Origin of the sequence: Flagellimonas lutimaris (assembly GCF_051494225.1) — a bacterium.
GTDB classification, from domain to species: Bacteria; Bacteroidota; Bacteroidia; order Flavobacteriales; family Flavobacteriaceae; genus Flagellimonas; species Flagellimonas lutimaris_A.
In genome coordinates, this window is the sequence record NZ_JBNPYE010000001.1 from 53,727 (window position 1) to 69,307 (window position 15,581).

General features: G+C 46.8%; 18 protein-coding genes. 5 read left to right on the forward strand and 13 right to left on the reverse strand.

Going from position 1 to position 15,581, the window contains the following annotated elements; genetic code table 11:
* Nucleotides 1-2: 2 nt before the first annotated feature.
* Genes ACQQ5U_RS00235 through ACQQ5U_RS00260 form a run of 6 tightly spaced genes read right to left on the reverse strand, consistent with a single transcriptional unit; the run spans nt 3 to nt 3,622 of the window.
* The gene (locus tag ACQQ5U_RS00235; protein WP_090294878.1) at nt 3-833 is read right to left on the reverse strand and encodes a universal stress protein; all 831 of its coding nucleotides are present in this window, start codon (nt 831-833) and stop codon (nt 3-5) included.
* Nucleotides 830-1,000, reverse strand: coding sequence for a hypothetical protein (locus ACQQ5U_RS00240; RefSeq protein ID WP_275648311.1), 171 nt, complete (start codon nt 998-1,000; stop codon nt 830-832). Before ACQQ5U_RS00240 ends, ACQQ5U_RS00235 begins: the two co-directional genes overlap by 4 nt.
* Entirely contained in the window at nt 997-2,364 is a 1,368-nt protein-coding gene (locus ACQQ5U_RS00245) for an NAD(P)/FAD-dependent oxidoreductase (protein WP_090294879.1), read from the reverse strand. The genes ACQQ5U_RS00240 and ACQQ5U_RS00245 overlap by 4 nt, the downstream gene beginning before the upstream one ends.
* A gap of 2 nt (nt 2,365-2,366) precedes the next feature.
* Nucleotides 2,367-3,089 carry a lycopene cyclase domain-containing protein gene (locus ACQQ5U_RS00250; RefSeq protein WP_090294881.1) on the reverse strand — a complete coding sequence of 241 codons (723 nt, stop codon included), beginning with the start codon at nt 3,087-3,089 and terminating at the stop codon, nt 2,367-2,369.
* Nucleotides 3,090-3,107: 18 nt separating this feature from the next.
* Nucleotides 3,108-3,386, reverse strand: a complete 279-nt coding sequence (locus ACQQ5U_RS00255; RefSeq protein WP_090294883.1) for a DUF5676 family membrane protein — start codon at nt 3,384-3,386, stop codon at nt 3,108-3,110.
* Entirely contained in the window at nt 3,383-3,622 is a 240-nt protein-coding gene (locus ACQQ5U_RS00260; RefSeq protein WP_090294886.1) for an SHOCT domain-containing protein, read from the reverse strand. The genes ACQQ5U_RS00255 and ACQQ5U_RS00260 overlap by 4 nt, the downstream gene beginning before the upstream one ends.
* Nucleotides 3,623-3,679: 57 nt before the next feature.
* On the opposite strand from ACQQ5U_RS00260, the gene ACQQ5U_RS00265 reads away from it, so the two are divergent.
* Nucleotides 3,680-3,826, forward strand: a complete 147-nt coding sequence (locus ACQQ5U_RS00265) for a hypothetical protein (protein ID WP_175443743.1) — start codon at nt 3,680-3,682, stop codon at nt 3,824-3,826.
* 131 nt (nt 3,827-3,957) lie between these two features.
* Here ACQQ5U_RS00265 and ACQQ5U_RS00270 read toward each other — a convergent pair whose 3' ends face one another.
* The 7 genes from ACQQ5U_RS00270 to ACQQ5U_RS00300 all read right to left on the reverse strand — a co-directional run bounded on the left by ACQQ5U_RS00270 (nt 3,958) and on the right by ACQQ5U_RS00300 (nt 8,040).
* Nucleotides 3,958-4,410: a hypothetical protein gene (locus tag ACQQ5U_RS00270; RefSeq protein WP_090294890.1), complete on the reverse strand. Its 453-nt coding sequence runs from the start codon at nt 4,408-4,410 to the stop codon at nt 3,958-3,960.
* Nucleotides 4,411-4,434: 24 nt separating this feature from the next.
* Complete coding sequence (locus ACQQ5U_RS00275) at nt 4,435-4,752, reverse strand: hypothetical protein (protein WP_139150385.1); 318 nt, start codon at nt 4,750-4,752, stop codon at nt 4,435-4,437.
* Between the two features lie 20 nt (nt 4,753-4,772).
* A complete protein-coding gene (locus ACQQ5U_RS00280; protein WP_090294894.1) occupies nt 4,773-5,930 on the reverse strand; it encodes a hypothetical protein in 1,158 nt (385 codons plus the stop codon).
* A complete protein-coding gene (locus ACQQ5U_RS00285; RefSeq protein ID WP_036385883.1) occupies nt 5,927-6,334 on the reverse strand; it encodes a c-type cytochrome in 408 nt (135 codons plus the stop codon). Before ACQQ5U_RS00285 ends, ACQQ5U_RS00280 begins: the two co-directional genes overlap by 4 nt.
* 75 nt (nt 6,335-6,409) lie before the next feature.
* Nucleotides 6,410-6,991 carry a helix-turn-helix domain-containing protein gene (locus ACQQ5U_RS00290; protein WP_036385881.1) on the reverse strand — a complete coding sequence of 194 codons (582 nt, stop codon included), beginning with the start codon at nt 6,989-6,991 and terminating at the stop codon, nt 6,410-6,412.
* Between the two features lie 166 nt (nt 6,992-7,157).
* The gene (locus ACQQ5U_RS00295) at nt 7,158-7,577 is read right to left on the reverse strand and encodes an HYC_CC_PP family protein (RefSeq protein ID WP_036385880.1); all 420 of its coding nucleotides are present in this window, start codon (nt 7,575-7,577) and stop codon (nt 7,158-7,160) included.
* 283 nt (nt 7,578-7,860) lie between these two features.
* Nucleotides 7,861-8,040 (reverse strand): hypothetical protein, encoded by a 180-nt coding sequence (locus tag ACQQ5U_RS00300; protein ID WP_437394911.1) that lies wholly within the window; start codon nt 8,038-8,040, stop codon nt 7,861-7,863.
* 100 nt (nt 8,041-8,140) lie between these two features.
* On the opposite strand from ACQQ5U_RS00300, the gene ACQQ5U_RS00305 reads away from it, so the two are divergent.
* From ACQQ5U_RS00305 to ACQQ5U_RS00320, 4 genes are all read left to right on the forward strand, one after another.
* Complete coding sequence (locus tag ACQQ5U_RS00305) at nt 8,141-8,557, forward strand: HYC_CC_PP family protein (protein ID WP_437394912.1); 417 nt, start codon at nt 8,141-8,143, stop codon at nt 8,555-8,557.
* 104 nt (nt 8,558-8,661) lie between these two features.
* Nucleotides 8,662-12,498, forward strand: coding sequence for an efflux RND transporter permease subunit (locus tag ACQQ5U_RS00310; protein ID WP_036385877.1), 3,837 nt, complete (start codon nt 8,662-8,664; stop codon nt 12,496-12,498).
* 1 nt (nt 12,499) lies between these two features.
* Nucleotides 12,500-13,723: a TolC family protein gene (locus ACQQ5U_RS00315; protein WP_090294896.1), complete on the forward strand. Its 1,224-nt coding sequence runs from the start codon at nt 12,500-12,502 to the stop codon at nt 13,721-13,723.
* A gap of 4 nt (nt 13,724-13,727) precedes the next feature.
* Nucleotides 13,728-15,569: an efflux RND transporter periplasmic adaptor subunit gene (locus ACQQ5U_RS00320; protein WP_036385873.1), complete on the forward strand. Its 1,842-nt coding sequence runs from the start codon at nt 13,728-13,730 to the stop codon at nt 15,567-15,569.
* The last annotated feature ends 12 nt before the right edge of the window (nt 15,570-15,581 follow it).

Here is a 15,581-nt window from a genome sequence, read left to right on the forward strand (position 1 = left end):
GCTTAGAGGTGTAAGGTCATTACGGGCAAGGACGCATGGTTGGTGACGCCCTCGGCAATACTGGTTCGGAACAGGCTTAAAAACCCTGTTTTGCCGTGGGTGACCATGGCGATAAGATCAATGGGATGCTGTGCAACAAAGGTATTGATCCCCGTTTCAACGGAAGGTTCATTATAGACCGCCAGCGCATAGTTTTCCAATCCCGGGAATTTCTTCAGCAAATTTTCAATGGGGGACAGGCCCAATCGGATACTGTTGTGGTCGGTTTCGGTATTGATGCGCAAGAAGTGTATCCGGGCATTGCATTTTTTGGCAATGGAGATGACCTTCTCGAAGGCTTGGCTGCAATCTTCCTCAAAGTCCGAAACGAACACGATGTTCTTGAAGGGAAAGTGTAGCTTTTCATCCTTTACAACGATAACGGGGACATGGGCCTTTCGTACAATTTGTTCCACATTGCTTCCCGTCAATTCGCGGACGACTCCTTTGGTACCGCTGCTCCCGGTAATGATGAAGTCATGGTGAAAATGTCCCGAATGCTCCAGGATATCTGCTTGTCCGGCATCAAACTGAAGAAAGGTCCGGCACTTCAGTCCCTTCCGTTCGGCCGTTTTTTCCAACTCCCGTAAGGCGGCTTTGGCCTTGCCGATCTGTTTAAGGGTCTCCGGATAGCGCTTTTCCTTTTCCTTATCCAGCTTTATCCAATCCACGGGTGTTTTCATAAGGTGCAAAAAATGGATCTCGGATTGGTATGCCTTGGCCATTTCCAAGGCCAATTGTGCTGCTTTTTCACAGTTTTTGGAAAAGTCGGTGGGTACTAGAATATTGTTCATGGCTCATAGGGTTTTATGTGTTCTGCAATTGTGGTCGTGTCGTCCAGATATATCCATTGGACGTTGTTCAAAAATTGGATGCTACCCCTGAAGGGTCCATGGAAGGCCTTTCTTTCAAAAATCAGCCTCCCTTTGATCACATCATAGGATATTGGTTTCCGCTTCATTGGACTTTTTCTTTATGGTTCCCGAAGTTTCCCGTTCTGGATTTTTTAGGTGGGCCTTGGTCTGGAGGGCTAAAATTCCTTATAATCAAACGGTTGCCCTTTTCATAGGTGAAATAACTTGCGGCCCAGTTCAAACCGACCAGGATTCTATTTCTAAAACCACTGATGGACATAAGGTGAACGATGGACCACAATAGCCAGGCGGGATACCCGCCAAACCTGAATTTGCCCAAATCGGCGACGGCCTTGCGCTTGCCCACTGTGGCCAATGATCCCTTGTCTTTGTAGGAAAAGGGTTTTGTTGGTTTTCCATGAAGGGTGGCCCAAAGAGACCGCCCAAGGTACCTGCCTTGTTGGATGGCTACCTGCGCCACTTGGGGATGCCCTTTGGGAGTCGTTTCCCCGATCAAGGCGGCTATGTCCCCAATGGCAAAAATATTCCCATACCCCTCAACATGTAAATGGGGATCGGTCTTGAGCCGGTTGCCCTTTACCACTTTATCAGGGGCAATGCCTTTGGGGAACTGCCCCTGCACCCCTGCGGTCCATATGAGGTTTTTTGCCTTGATCTCCTTTCCACTTTTTGTGGTGACCACACTACCGTCATACCCACTTACCGATTCGTTGAACAGTACGTTTACCTCAAGTTCCCTTAAATAGGCCAGTGTCTTGGTGGAGGCCTTGTCCGACATGGTGCCCAATAGTTCGTCAAGGGCTTCCACCAAGTAGATTTCCATGGTGGAGGATGGGTACTCTGGATAGTCCTTTGGCAGGATGTATCTACGAAATTCGGCCAAGGCCCCTGCCATTTCAACCCCGGCCGGACCGCCGCCCACGATGACAAAATTGGTGAGGGCATCGCGTTCCTCCCCATCACAGGTAATGGCGGCCTGCTCCAGATTTTGCAGCATCAAATGCCGGATGTTGAGGGCATCACGTATGCCCTTCATGCCCAAACTGTTCCTAGCAACGCTTTCCATACCAAAAAAGTTGGTCGTTGTCCCAGTGGCCAAAACCAGGTAATCATAGGAAACGGCCCCCTTGTCGGTCACTACCGTATTGGACAAAGGTTGGATTTCTGATACTTCCGCCAATCGGAACACTAGGTTTTTGAAGCCATTGAACTGCTTTCTGAATGGGAAAACTATGCTGTCCGGTTCCAGGGCACTCGTTGCCACTTGGTACAATAAAGGCTGAAACGCATGAAAGTTGTTTTTGTCCAATAGGACCACTTGAACCTTCTTGTTTTTCAATTCCTTTGCCAAGGCCAGTCCGGCAAAACCACCGCCAATGACCACTATCCGGGGCATACCCGGCTCTGGTAGACAGATTATCTTTGATGTGTCGCAATTTGTTGTGTCCATGTTCAATTAGGGTTTGGGTCAATGGATAGGGTTTCGGATTTCACGGTTTTTCTCCAGAATAGGTGTTCGTACAAACCGGACCAGTACATTCCAAAAGTGAAAGCGAACCATAGCTCTTCCATGGGAATGCCGAAAACAAGGATACCGGTAAGATTGTCCAGGTTCCAGTACAGATCGACGTATTGGGGGTAGAAGGGAAGTATGCTCCCGAAATACAAAAAATACAACAAGGTGAACAGGAAGCCGCCCACCCAGACCTTTCCCTTTAGATCGGGCCTGCAATAAAGGGTGGCCAACCCACCCGCAAGCAGGGCCAAAACACCACAATAAATGGGATTAAGCTTGGTGAACAACGCCATGGGGACAAAGACCAATGCGGGCACAAAAAGAAGATATAGGTGCAGATTATGCCTTTTATGATGGCGCTCGATCAAAGGGATTTTGGAAAGGACCCTTCCAAATATCAAATTGTAGAGCACGGTGCCTATCCCACCTATCGCAAAGGAAAACAGCAAGCTTTCCAGGTCAAAACCCGTTTTTTCGGCCAATTGGAACAAAGAGGGGGGAAGCCAATATTCCGGCACGAACAGGGGCTCGGTCAATCCAAAGGGCATGGTGATAAGACTCATCTTGAGCATTTCTTCCCTATACCCTTTTTTCAACACAAAAAGGAGTGCCCAGAGTGCCAGGATGATAAGGGACCATATGAACCAAACGTACTGCATGATCTTCGAAACGTAAGGCTATTTTCGATGTTTGATCTGGGCATTGTAAAGCCCACCTATGCACGCCCCGATGAGCCAACCTATGATGAAGGTCTGTACAAGCCCCAAAAAAGCCTCGGACAGGGGCACATCCATTCGTATGATGCTGGTGGTGTCCAATCCGTGCAGTAGACTGTTGAAAAAGGATATCGTACCCTCTTTGCCGGCCGTTGCCATTACGATCATACAGCCCAAATAGATTATGGCCCCAGTAAGACCAAAGGCAAAGCCTAATTTTTTTACATTAAATCGATTCATGGTTTTTCTGTTTTAGATTCATTGTCAGTTTGAAGGACCTTTTTTGATTCCTCAAATTCCTCCTTGGAAATTTCGCCTTTCGCAAATCTTTTTTTTAAAATTTCCAGTGGGCTATCCTCTTGGTGCCTTTTATAGGGAATGTCCGATGGGATAAAGAATATCCAAGCCAAAAAGATGATCCAGATAATCCACCATATAAGGTGCATACCTCCAAAATGTCCGTCGTAATAATGCATGATACTTGATTTAAGGTTGTATTAAAATATTTCGTTCCTTGGAGTCCATGGGTGCTATTGTTCCGATCAACCCTGTTCGTTTTCCCTGTCATGGGTGTGGCCATTTCCACCATGTCCATGCGAACCGTGCGGTATGAACAGGTGGATGGCGAACATGACCAGGATGAAAATGAAAAGGGAAGCGCCATCGCCCATCCCGATTGAAGGCGCCAAAAAAATGAACAGCAGTGGTAGTCCACATCCCAGGACCATCCATATCCAGTGATTTTTCATGAGATATCCGTTTTAGTTGTCAAGAATTCAAAGTGTTCGGCATGGCCGATCGAACCCATGGTCTAATGGTTCATCCCCATTCCTTTGTCCCCCATCATTTTCATGCCGGATTGAATGCATTCCTCGCTCATCATCCCTTTGTCATGCATCATTTGCATCATTTCGCCCATCATCTCGCCATCCTTCATCATTCCGTTCATCATGGAATGCATCATTTGTCTGTTGCCCATCATTTGGTTCATCATGGTGCTGTCGCCCATCATCATTTGCATGCCTTGTCCCTTCATCATGGTGCCCATCATTTTTTTGTTTCCCTGCATCATTTGCATGGCATGGTCGCTCCCTTGCATCTGTTCCATGAATTCCATCATATAATCATGGTTTTGTACCAGATCTTTAAGGATCTCGCTTCTTGTTTCCTCGTTTTGAAGCAAGGCTTCTACATCGGTTGATTGTTTGCAACCGTTTAAGGACATAAGACCCATCACTGAAAAAAAAATTACTAAAGTTCTCATTGTATATGAATTAAAGATTATACGTCAATTGGCTGATTTCAGAAAGGTTTCGATTTTGGTGATCTCCTCTTCCGTCAGGTTGGCCCGAACCCGCATGTGCAGGCTTATGGTTTCCCAATCGGTATCGTTGTAATCCGCGGGTGAAGGGGCGATATGACATCGGTTGCACACCTCGCCCCAGAGCTGCGCCCCGGATTTTTCAATTTTGAAATCCACTTCACTCCCCGCCACCTCGGTCGCGGTATCCGTCGCAATGGGTTTTTTATTGGAGGAGCAGGCGACCATGATCGATGCCATGACGGACAGGATTATTGCTGCTTTAAAATTCGTTGTTGTTTTCATTTCACTTTCTTTTTTTGATTTTAAAATCCAATGGCCCAATGCACAAACAATCCATTGGTTCGGGTCGTGCCATCACTGTCATGACCACCTTCCATCTTGGTGGTTTGATAGCTGAGTTTGACCACGGAACGCCAACTCAGCCAATAGTTCAAACCAAAAGCGTACTGCGTTGACTTCTCTTCCCACTCCGCTCCTTCAGGGGCGTTAAAATCGGAATATCGACCCACAAATTCGAGTTGCTTTATAAAGTCGCTTCCCGACATGATGGGGCGATAGCTCAATTGTGTATAAAAGGAGCTGCTTTGGTTGTCAAAGGAGTAAGGTTCGGAAATCCCATCTTCGATTTCATAGTAGGTGGCGGTATCCACATTGGAACTGTTGTACTGGGCCTTGATGTCCACAACCCCTTGTAAGGGGGTGATCGATTTTACATAGGAAAGATCCAGCGCCCAAAGAAAGGCACCCACTTCCTTGTAATCGGAGTCCTCTGCGCCGGTACTGTTGGTGGTATAGGCGGAAATCCCCCATTCCATGGATGAATCCGAGAGCGGGAGTAGGCCGATCCTGCCACCCAAGGCCTTGGCCAGGTTCACATCTTCATAATAACCGAAATCCAGCATACCCGCTTCTTCAGGCTCCTCACTTCCATCCTTGATGCGCGGACCGTTGGTCACATAAACCGCATAGTTCATTTTGGGACCGCCCAGATCGAATGCCCCCCTGAGTTCGACACCGATATCGGAGGCCGGTGCAATTCCGTCGTGACCAAATCCAAGGGGTCTGCTTGGAAGTCGGTTGATCCATGCAGGGTGCAAACGCTCCATAAAGGTTCCAAAGGGAAGCAGGAATTTACCGGCCCTTACGGTCATGTGCTTGTTGAGCACATACATCACATCGGCATATTCCAGTCCCGTTTTCAATTCATTTCCTTCGAGCTCAAACTCCAGTTCGGCCTCGAACATGAGCTTGTCGGAATGCTTGTAGAGGAATATAGGGGCGAATGTGGCCCCTAGAAAGGTGGATTCTTGTTCACCACCGGTATCCAAATATTCAAATCCGGTGTGTCCGTAACCACGCAGCATGAACTGCGTCTTACTGGGTTCAAAGGTGTTGTAGGTCTGGGCCAAAGCCGAAGATCCCAACCCTAATATAATTAGGGTCATTAGTAGTTTTTTCATTTTTTCAAGGTTCTGATATAGTTGATCAATTCCCATCTCTTGTTTTCGGGAAGTGCGGTTTCATAGGAAGCCATAGGGGGCTTACCGTTGGTCAATTTCCAGAATAGGGCACCGTCCGATTGGGACTGTACCTTGGCACTGGTCAAGTCGGTGGGTTTTGGGGTCAATCCGGCTCCGCCCATGCCGTCTCCCTTACCCTTGGCCCCGTGGCAGATCACACAGAGCATTCTGAAGGTCCGTTTGCCGCTTTCTGTCGCCGTGGCATCATTTTTTAAGGGATTGTTCAAATTGTCCGCACTGGCCGGGGCTTCCCATTGGGTCTGTGCTCTGGTCGCCTGTAGGGCCAAAAGGGTCATTAGGAACGTTAGCATTATGGGTATTGATTTTTTTTGTGTAAGTTTCATTTTATTATTTGTTAGGTTGTTGCGTTAAAACTACTGTTTGACCTGACAGGCCATCTTCATAATATTCCTGGATTTTTATATTATTTCGTCAAGAAAATCCCTTTGCCACATTTGTCCGTTTTTGTAATCCGTCATGCTCATCCCCATAATTTCCTTGAACTGTGCGGACAAATGGTTGACGCTGCTGTAATCGAGCATATAGGCGATATCGGAAAATGAATATTGTCCCAGTTGGATAAGCTCCTTTACCTTTTCGATCTTGAGCTTGATAAAGTACTTTTCGATCGTGATGTTTTCATTTCTGGAAAAAACCTTGCTCAGTACTTTGTAATCGCGATGCAATAAATCGACAAGGTAGTCCGAGGTGTTCCCTTTGTGGTTAATCGGGACGTTGGTCACTAAGGAAATCAAGCCTATCTTGATTTTCTCAACGATCATTTCCTCTTCGCTTTTGGCTATTTCAAAGCCATTGGAATGTAGGACGTCCACGACTTTTTGGTCAACTTCGGCAATCCCTATTTCCGGGGCATTTACCGTAAGTTTCCCCAGTTCAAGGGATAGAACCTCAATGCCCAGGTCATGCAATTCTTGTCTTATGACCTTGAGGCATCGCCTACAGACCATATGCTTTATCCAGTATTCCTTTTTGGAATCCATGGTGTCTGAGTTATTGTTAAGCGTAAATAATATCGGGTCAAAACCCGATAGGAGAATCGATCAGGATATGCCGTCGTGGAGATAGCACACGACAAAAAAGGTCATTTAGTGGCCATGACCAATGTGAAGAGCGAACGATTGCATTGACGTTCCGCCAGTGTAAAAATCAAATTAGGAAAGTTTCATGAAGGACAAGGAGATCCTGTTCGATCCACGGGGGATCGTAGTCTTTAAAAGGGATTATGTTTTCCTGTAGCCCTTCGAAACGATCGATATGGTAAAAAATAAAGGCATTTAGAAATACAAGTGTGCCGAAATCAAGGTCAAAGGAATCCAGCATCAGGTCATCCTTGCCAATATTGGCATAGGTATCGGTGCTGCAGCAATCCTTTTGTTCCAAAGAGCACTTCCTTGAGGTGTTTTTGGGATTTTGAAGCTTTTGGTCGCAGGGTTTTGCTTTGCCGGTCACAGAAAAACTGACCAACTTGTTACAGCAAAAATGGGCATTCGATGCAAAGGAAGTGGTACTGATCAATACAGAACAGGCCAGAAACAGGGACAATATTTTCGATGTGGTTTGCTTCACTTCCTAAAGTTACTAAATTTTGTTTAACTCGCTAAAAATCAAACTGTAATCAATTATGCAGTTATCCATATGATTACTGTTTGTGTGTGATTTCAGCAGGATTTGGTTCCAAATGTAAGGTATGGGATTCGGAAAAAACATGACAAATATCAGGTTTACCAAAAGTACTGGCATTGGGCCACCACAAGGATCACAATACTATACTGGTATACAATATGTGGGGAAAGGAATGACCGTCAGCTGTCCAACGATCGGATTCGGTATCGAGGAACTTTAAGGTCTGTTATGGTTCGATTGAAGACAAGGGTTCCACCTTTAATCGGGTTGAAAATACAATGCTATTGGTCAGGGTTCCATCCGTTGCCAGTAAGGAGGGCCTTCGAACCACGAAGTGCTTTATACCGTCCCGGAGCAGATACGATGGTCGTATAAATGTTTGAAGATCAAAAGTATGGGGTGCCATGGTCGGTACTTTGAAAAGCAGGGGCTTTATGCGGAATCCTTGTATAAATTGTGTTAAATTTAATGAGGTTGTTAAAATTTTTGTAGTTTTGTAACCGCTTATGAGAATATTTTGGTTCAAAATATTATCTTGTTTTATGGCACTCAACGTGCTGGCATCCACCTTTTCCTTTGCGGTGGCACAACACTATTGTGGGGAAGATCTTGTTGATTTTTCCTTCTTCGGTAAAGCGGAATCCTGTGGAATGGATATGCAGCAGCCATCGGATTCACACCAGCACAAGCTGCAGAAAAAACAGTGTTGCGATGACGAAACGCTTTCCGTACAAGGAAATGGGGATCTATTGCTTTCCGTTGAAAATTTAAGTGTTGGGGAGCATCAGTTCCTGGTTGCCTTCACCTACAGTTACATCAATCTTTTTGAGGGATTACAGGAAAATATAGTTCCTGTCGTACATTACCCTCCGCCCCTTTTGGTCAAGGATATTCAGATTCTTGATCAAACTTTCCTTATTTAAGAGCATATCGATGACGTTTGGCCGTGCTATGGTTTTTGGCATGGCCCTAGGTATTTATTGCCTTTGGAACATTTTCACTATTTCCAACACAATAAACTCATGATATGCTTAATAAAATCATAAAATACTTTTTAGAGAACAAACTGGTGACCGTTCTCGTTTTAATAACGTTGGTTACCTGGGGGATTGTCACTTCCCCCTTCAATTGGAATACGGGCTTTCTCCCAAAAGACCCGGTGCCCGTGGATGCCATTCCCGATATTGGGGAAAACCAGCAAATTGTTTTCACGCAATGGCCCGGGCGATCGCCACAAGATATCGAGGATCAGATTTCTTATCCAATGACGACCTATTTACTTGGAATTCCAGGGGTGAAAACGATCCGTAGTTCATCCATCTTTGGATTTTCCAGTATCTATATCATTTTTAATGATGATGTGGAATTTTATTGGTCGCGCTCCCGGATCCTTGAAAAATTGAATTCACTTCCCGCAGGGCTGTTGCCCGATGGGGTAACCCCGACTTTGGGTCCTGACGCCACGGCATTGGGACAGGTATATTGGTATACCCTGGAAGGAAGGGACAAGGATGGGAACCCTACAGGAGGATGGGATCTGCACGAAATACGGACTGCCCAGGATTTTTATGTGAAATACGGGTTGAATGCCGTGGACGGGGTGTCCGAAGTGGCTTCGATCGGTGGTTTCGTCCAAGAATATCAAGTGGATGTAAATCCAGATGCCCTGAAAGCCTATAATATTCCTTTATACAAGGTCATGGAGGCCGTACGGAAGTCGAACAGGGATGTGGGCGCCAAGACCATTGAAGTCAATCAAGCAGAATATTTGGTCAGGGGCTTGGGATATGTCAAAAATACGGAAGACATAGAAAAGGCCGTGGTTGCCGTCTTTGACAATGTCCCGGTTCGGGTCAAGGATATTGGGGTGGTCAGCTTGGGACCGGCCACACGAAGGGGCGTGCTCGATAAAGGGGGCGCCGAAGTGGTAGGTGGCGTCGTGGTCGCCCGTTATGGTTCCAATCCTTTGGCGGTCATCAATAATGTGAAGGACAAGATCAAGGAAATCGCACCCGGTTTGCCCAAAAAGACATTGGCCAATGGTGTGGAAAGCCAATTGACCGTGGTCCCGTTTTATGACCGGACACAGCTCATCCACGAGACCATAGGTACTTTGGAAAATGCCCTGTCCCACGAAATACTGATCAGCATCATCGTTGTACTGGTACTTGTCCTCAACCTGAGGGCCTCTGTGATCATATCCAGTCTATTGCCTGTCGGGGTCCTAATGACCTTTATTGTCATGCAATATGCCGGGGTAGATGCCAATGTGGTGGCCCTTTCCGGGATAGCCATTGCCATAGGGGTGATGGTGGACGTGGGGATCGTGTTCGTCGAGAACATTATCCGTCATTTGGAAATGCCCGAGAACCATGGTGCCAAGGGCAAGGAACTCATTCAGGTAATATATAAGGCCACCGTGGAAGTGGCCTCGGCAATTACGACCGCATTGGCGACCACCGTCGTGAGCTTTGTGCCTGTCTTTGCCATGCAATCGGCAGAAGGGAAGCTATTTAGGCCCTTGGCCTTTACCAAGACCTTTGCCCTGTTGAGCGCCTTTGTGCTGGGAATCGTTGTGCTTCCGGCATTGGCCCATTTTGTAATGGGGGTGGATTATGACAAGAAACGGGTGCGACGGTTTTGGTCCATTCTATTGATATCCACCGGGCTTATTTTTGCATTTTATGCCCAGATGTGGTTGCCATTGGTCATTTCACTCATTGGGTTGAACAATTTGATGGAACCCAAATGGCCGGAGCACTATAAATCGTTTCCCAACTATATCAATTTGGGACTGACCGTTTTTATCGCTTCCTTCTTCCTGACCGAGGAATGGATGCCCTTGGGACCCCAAAACGGTATTGTGGTCAACTACTTTTTTGTGTTGTTCCTAGTGGGCATTATCCTGGCCGCTTTGATGGGAATCGTACATTTCTATACCCCGGTCCTAAAGTGGTGTCTGGAAAACAAAGGAAAGTTCATGCTCATCCCATTCGTGACCCTGTTTTTTGGGGTATTGGTTTGGCTGGGGTTCGATAGCACCTTTGGAATCGTGGCCAAAGGCTTTGAATCGGTAGGTTGGAAAAGTGTCAGACAGACCTCGGGATGGCAGGCAGCTTCCAAGAGATTCCCGGGCATAGGATCCGAGTTCATGCCATCGCTCAATGAAGGTTCGTTCCTGTTGATGCCGACATCCATGCCGCATTCAGGGGTGGAATACAACAAAAGGGTGGTTGGACAGTTGGATATGCTCTTGGGAAGCATACCCGAAGTGGACTTGGTTGTCGGTAAACTCGGTCGCGTTGAATCCGCACTGGACCCTGCACCCATTTCCATGTATGAGAACATCATCAACTATAAACCTGAATTCATTGTGAATGAAGACGGACATAGGGTCCGTTATAAAGTAGATCGAAAGGACAGGTTCATTACCCAGCATAAAGACACTTTGACCAATGAGGAGGCCTTGCAGTTAGGGATTGCCGAGAAGGACCTGATCGTGGATGAGGACGGTGAGTTTTTCCGAAACTGGAGGCCTCATATCAAATCCCCCAACGATATCTGGGATGAGATCGTAAAGGTCACCAAGATCCCGGGCATAACCTCTGCTCCCAAATTACAGCCCATAGAAACCCGGTTGGTGATGTTGCAGACCGGAATGCGCGCTCCCATGGGGATCAAGGTTTTTGGTCCCGATCTGAAGACCATCGAGGATTTTGGGATGCAATTGGAAGGTATCTTGAAGGAAGTGCCCTCGGTCAAGGCAGAAGCCGTATTCGCCGATAGAATAGTGGGCAAACCTTATTTGCACCTCAATATCAACAGGGACGGGATATCCCGATATGGTTTGAACATTGAAGATGTGCAGCAAAGCATCGAAACAGCGATCGGTGGGATGAAAATCACCTCCACCGTTGAAGGTAGGGAACGTTTTCCCGTGCGGGTGCGCTACCCGAGGGAATTGAGGGACGACCCGGAATCGTTGAAGAAAATTTTGATTCCCACACCGGTAGGGGCGCAAATTCCCTTATCCCAAGTGGTGGATTTTGAATATGTCCGCGGGCCTCAGGCCATCAAGAGCGAAAACACCTTTTTGGTGGGCTATGTGCTTTTTGATAAACGGGACGGTTTTGCGGAAGTCGATGTGGTGAACGATGCCCAGGAAGCCATCCAGAAAAAAATCGATGCAGGTGAATTAACGGTTCCCGCCGGAATAAGCTATAAGTTTTCTGGGAGTTATGAGAACCAAATCAGGGCAGTGAAAAGACTGTCCATTGTCATACCGATCAGTTTGATCGTTATTTTCTTGCTCCTGTTTTTTCAGTTCAAGACGGTCATCGCATCCTCCATCCATTTTTCCGGAGTTTTTGTTGCTTTTGCGGGAGGTTTCATAATGCTCTGGCTCTATGGTCAGGATTGGTTCATGAATTTTGCCATTTCAGGGGTCAACATGCGGGATCTGTTCCAAATGCACACGATCAATTTAAGCGTTGCGGTTTGGGTTGGTTTTATCGCACTTTTCGGTATTGCCACCGATGATGGTGTCATCATGGGTACGTACATCCACCAGGTTTTTGAGGAAAAGAACCCTCAAACCGTACCGGATGTAAGAGCGGCGGTTTTGGAGGCAGGGAAAAAAAGGGTCCGTCCCGCCATGATGACGGCCGCCGTGGCCATCATCGCCCTTTTGCCCGTGCTGACCTCTACCGGAAAAGGGGCCGACATTATGATTCCCATGGCCATCCCGACTTTTGGGGGAATGGCCATTCAGATCATGACCATGTTCGTGGTCCCGGTACTCCAAGCCTATTGGAGGGAAACAGTCATTATAAATCGCAACAAAGCATTGAAAAAAATACAGTAAAATGAAAAATGTATTGACCATCATATTTGTCTTGACAAGTATCCTTTCCAACGGCCAGACCTTGGAGGATTACTTTAAGGTAGCGGCTGAGAACAATCCAGGGTTGCTTTCACAGTACAAAGATTTTGAGGCGGCGTTACAAAAAGTACCGCAGGTGAAGGCTTTACCAGATCCAAACCTGTCCTTTGGGTACTTCATCTCCCCGGTCGAAACCCGGGTAGGGCCCCAAAAGGCAAGGTTTTCACTGACTCAGATGTTTCCTTGGTTTGGAACCTTAAAGGCCCAAGGTGATGCCGCTGCACTTATGGCAGAGGCCAAGTACCAGTCTTTTTTGGATGCCAGGAACAAACTTTATTACGAGGTTTCAGCAGCTTATTTTCCATTGTACGAACTTAAGGAGTGGGTACGGATCGAAGAGGACAACATTGCCATTCTGGAATCCTACAGGACGGTTTCCAATACGAAATTCAAAAATGGCTTGGGATCATTGGTCGATGTCTTAAGGGTGGACGTGCTTTTAAAGGAAGCCCGGACGAATCTGGGTATCCTTAAACATAAGGAAATCCCCCTTTTGGCGTCCTTCAATAAACTATTGGACCGTAAGGAAGATGAACAAATAAACATCCCTGAGACCTTTGGGGTCAATGTACTGCCCATTGATTATGTCAAAGATTCCTTGGTAGTGGACCATCCGCTCTTGAATTCCCTGGAATTAAAGGTCAAGGCTGCAGCGGCATCCGAAAGGGCAGCCCTTAAACAAGGCCTGCCAAAAGTGGGGGTCGGACTGGACTATGTAATGGTTGATAAGCGTACCGACATGGTGGTTCCCGATAATGGCAAGGATGTATTGATGCCCATGGTTACCTTGAGCCTGCCCCTATTCAGGGGTAAGTACAGGGCAGCCGAAAAGGAGGCCCAATTGATGCAGGAAAGTTATGCACTGCAAAAAAAGGAAGTCACCAATACATTGAAGACCAATTATGAAATGGCCGTTTTTGACATAAGGCAGCAGACGGATTTGATTTCCCTCTTTGATGAACAGATCATGGAATCGGAACAAGCACTCAATCTGTTGTTCACAGCCTATGGGAATTCCGGGAAGGACTTCGAGGAGGTGTTACGAATGCAGCAACAATTGTTGAAGTATACTAAATTGAAAATAAGCGCATTGACGCAATATGAAATAGCGTTGGCCAAGTTTAACTATATCACGGCAAAAAAATAATCAGATGAAATCAGAAACACAAAAAATAGTAAAAATAGCCTTGTCCACCTTGGTTCTTGGACTTTTGCTGGGATGGCTATTGTTCGGGGGCTCCAAGGGCAATGCCACAGAGGAACACCAACATACTTCGGAAGTATCGGGAGAAACCATTTGGACCTGCTCCATGCATCCCCAGATCAGACAGACGGAACCGGGAGATTGTCCCATTTGTGGGATGGACTTGATCCCTTTGGAAAATGACAACGGTTCGGAACTGGACCCCATGGCCGTTAGCATGTCGAAAACCGCCATGCAGCTTGCCAATGTCACTACGGAAATCGTGGGCAAGACCGCCCCGGTCAAATTGATCGATCTTAATGGCAAGGTGGAAGCGGATGAACGATCGATCTATTCCCAATCTTCCCATATTCCCGGCAGGGTGGAACGGCTAATGGTGAATTTTACAGGGGAGTATATCAAGCAGGGGCAGATCATCGCCTATATTTATTCCCCTGATCTGGTCACTGCACAAGAGGAACTTTTTGAAGCAAGAAAGGTGGCGGACACCCAACCGCAGTTTTTTAATGCCGCCAAGGAAAAATTAAAAAACTGGAAGCTTTCCGACAACCAAATCGCACAGATACTTCAATCCGGGACCGTTAAGGAGGAATTGCCGATACATGCCGATGTTTCAGGCTACGTTACCGAAAAAATGGTAAACCTTGGCGACTATGTCAACAAGGGCAAGGCATTATATCAAATTGCCAACCTGAACAGCGTTTGGGTACTGTTCGATATTTATGAGTCCGACATGCCCTGGGTAAGAAAAGGCGATGAAGTGGTCTTTACCATACCCTCGCTCCCGGGCGAAAACTTCAAAGGCAGGATTTCCTATATCGACCCGGTGATCAATCCCATGACAAGGGTTGCCAAGGCCAGAATCGAGATCGGGAACACCGGTTTAAGGTTAAAGCCGGAAATGTTCGCTTCCGGAACCGTAAAAGCAAAACAGCCCATTGCATCAGAAGCGATAACCATTCCTAAGTCGGCAGTGATGTGGACCGGGGAACGTTCTGTGGTATACATCAAGAATACCACATCCAATGGGGTGAATTTTGTGTTGCGCGATGTCACCTTGGGACCATCGTTGGGAAATGGTTTCATTGTCAAGGAGGGGCTGCAAGAAGGGGATGAGATCGCGGTAAACGGGACCTTTAGTATCGACGCGGCGGCCCAATTGGCCGGGAAACCGAGCATGATGAATCCTGAAGGTGGGCCCGCCATGACGGGACATAACCACGGAGGCATGAAGATGGGGGATGACAAGGGTACAGGCGGTAGCGATCATTCGGAAATGGATATGGGGGATCCCGGCTTGGAAAACAAAACAGACCATTCTGATATGAACCAGCGAATGACGGCGACAGCGACTTTTAAAAACCAATTAAAACAGGTGTTGAGCGCCTACTTGGAGTTAAAGGATGCGCTTGTCAATGATAATGCCGCCAAGTCCAATGCCGCTGCAAAAAAAGTGTTGTCGGCCTTGGAACATGTGGATATGAAACAATTGACGGACAAAAAGGCGCACGGCCATTGGATGACGATATCGAAGGAAATCTCCAATTCGGCGAATTCCATTTCAAAGATATCGGATATCAAAGCCCAACGCGATCATTTTAAACATCTGTCCGCCCATCTATCCAAAGGTGTCAAGCTTTTTGGGGTCGATCAAAAGATATACGAACAGTTTTGCCCGATGGCCGATAACAACAAAGGTGCCTATTGGTTGAGTACGACCAAAGAGATCAAAAATCCCTATTTCGGAGAGGCTATGTTGACCTGCGGTGAAATCACCGATGAAATGTAATTGAACAAATGT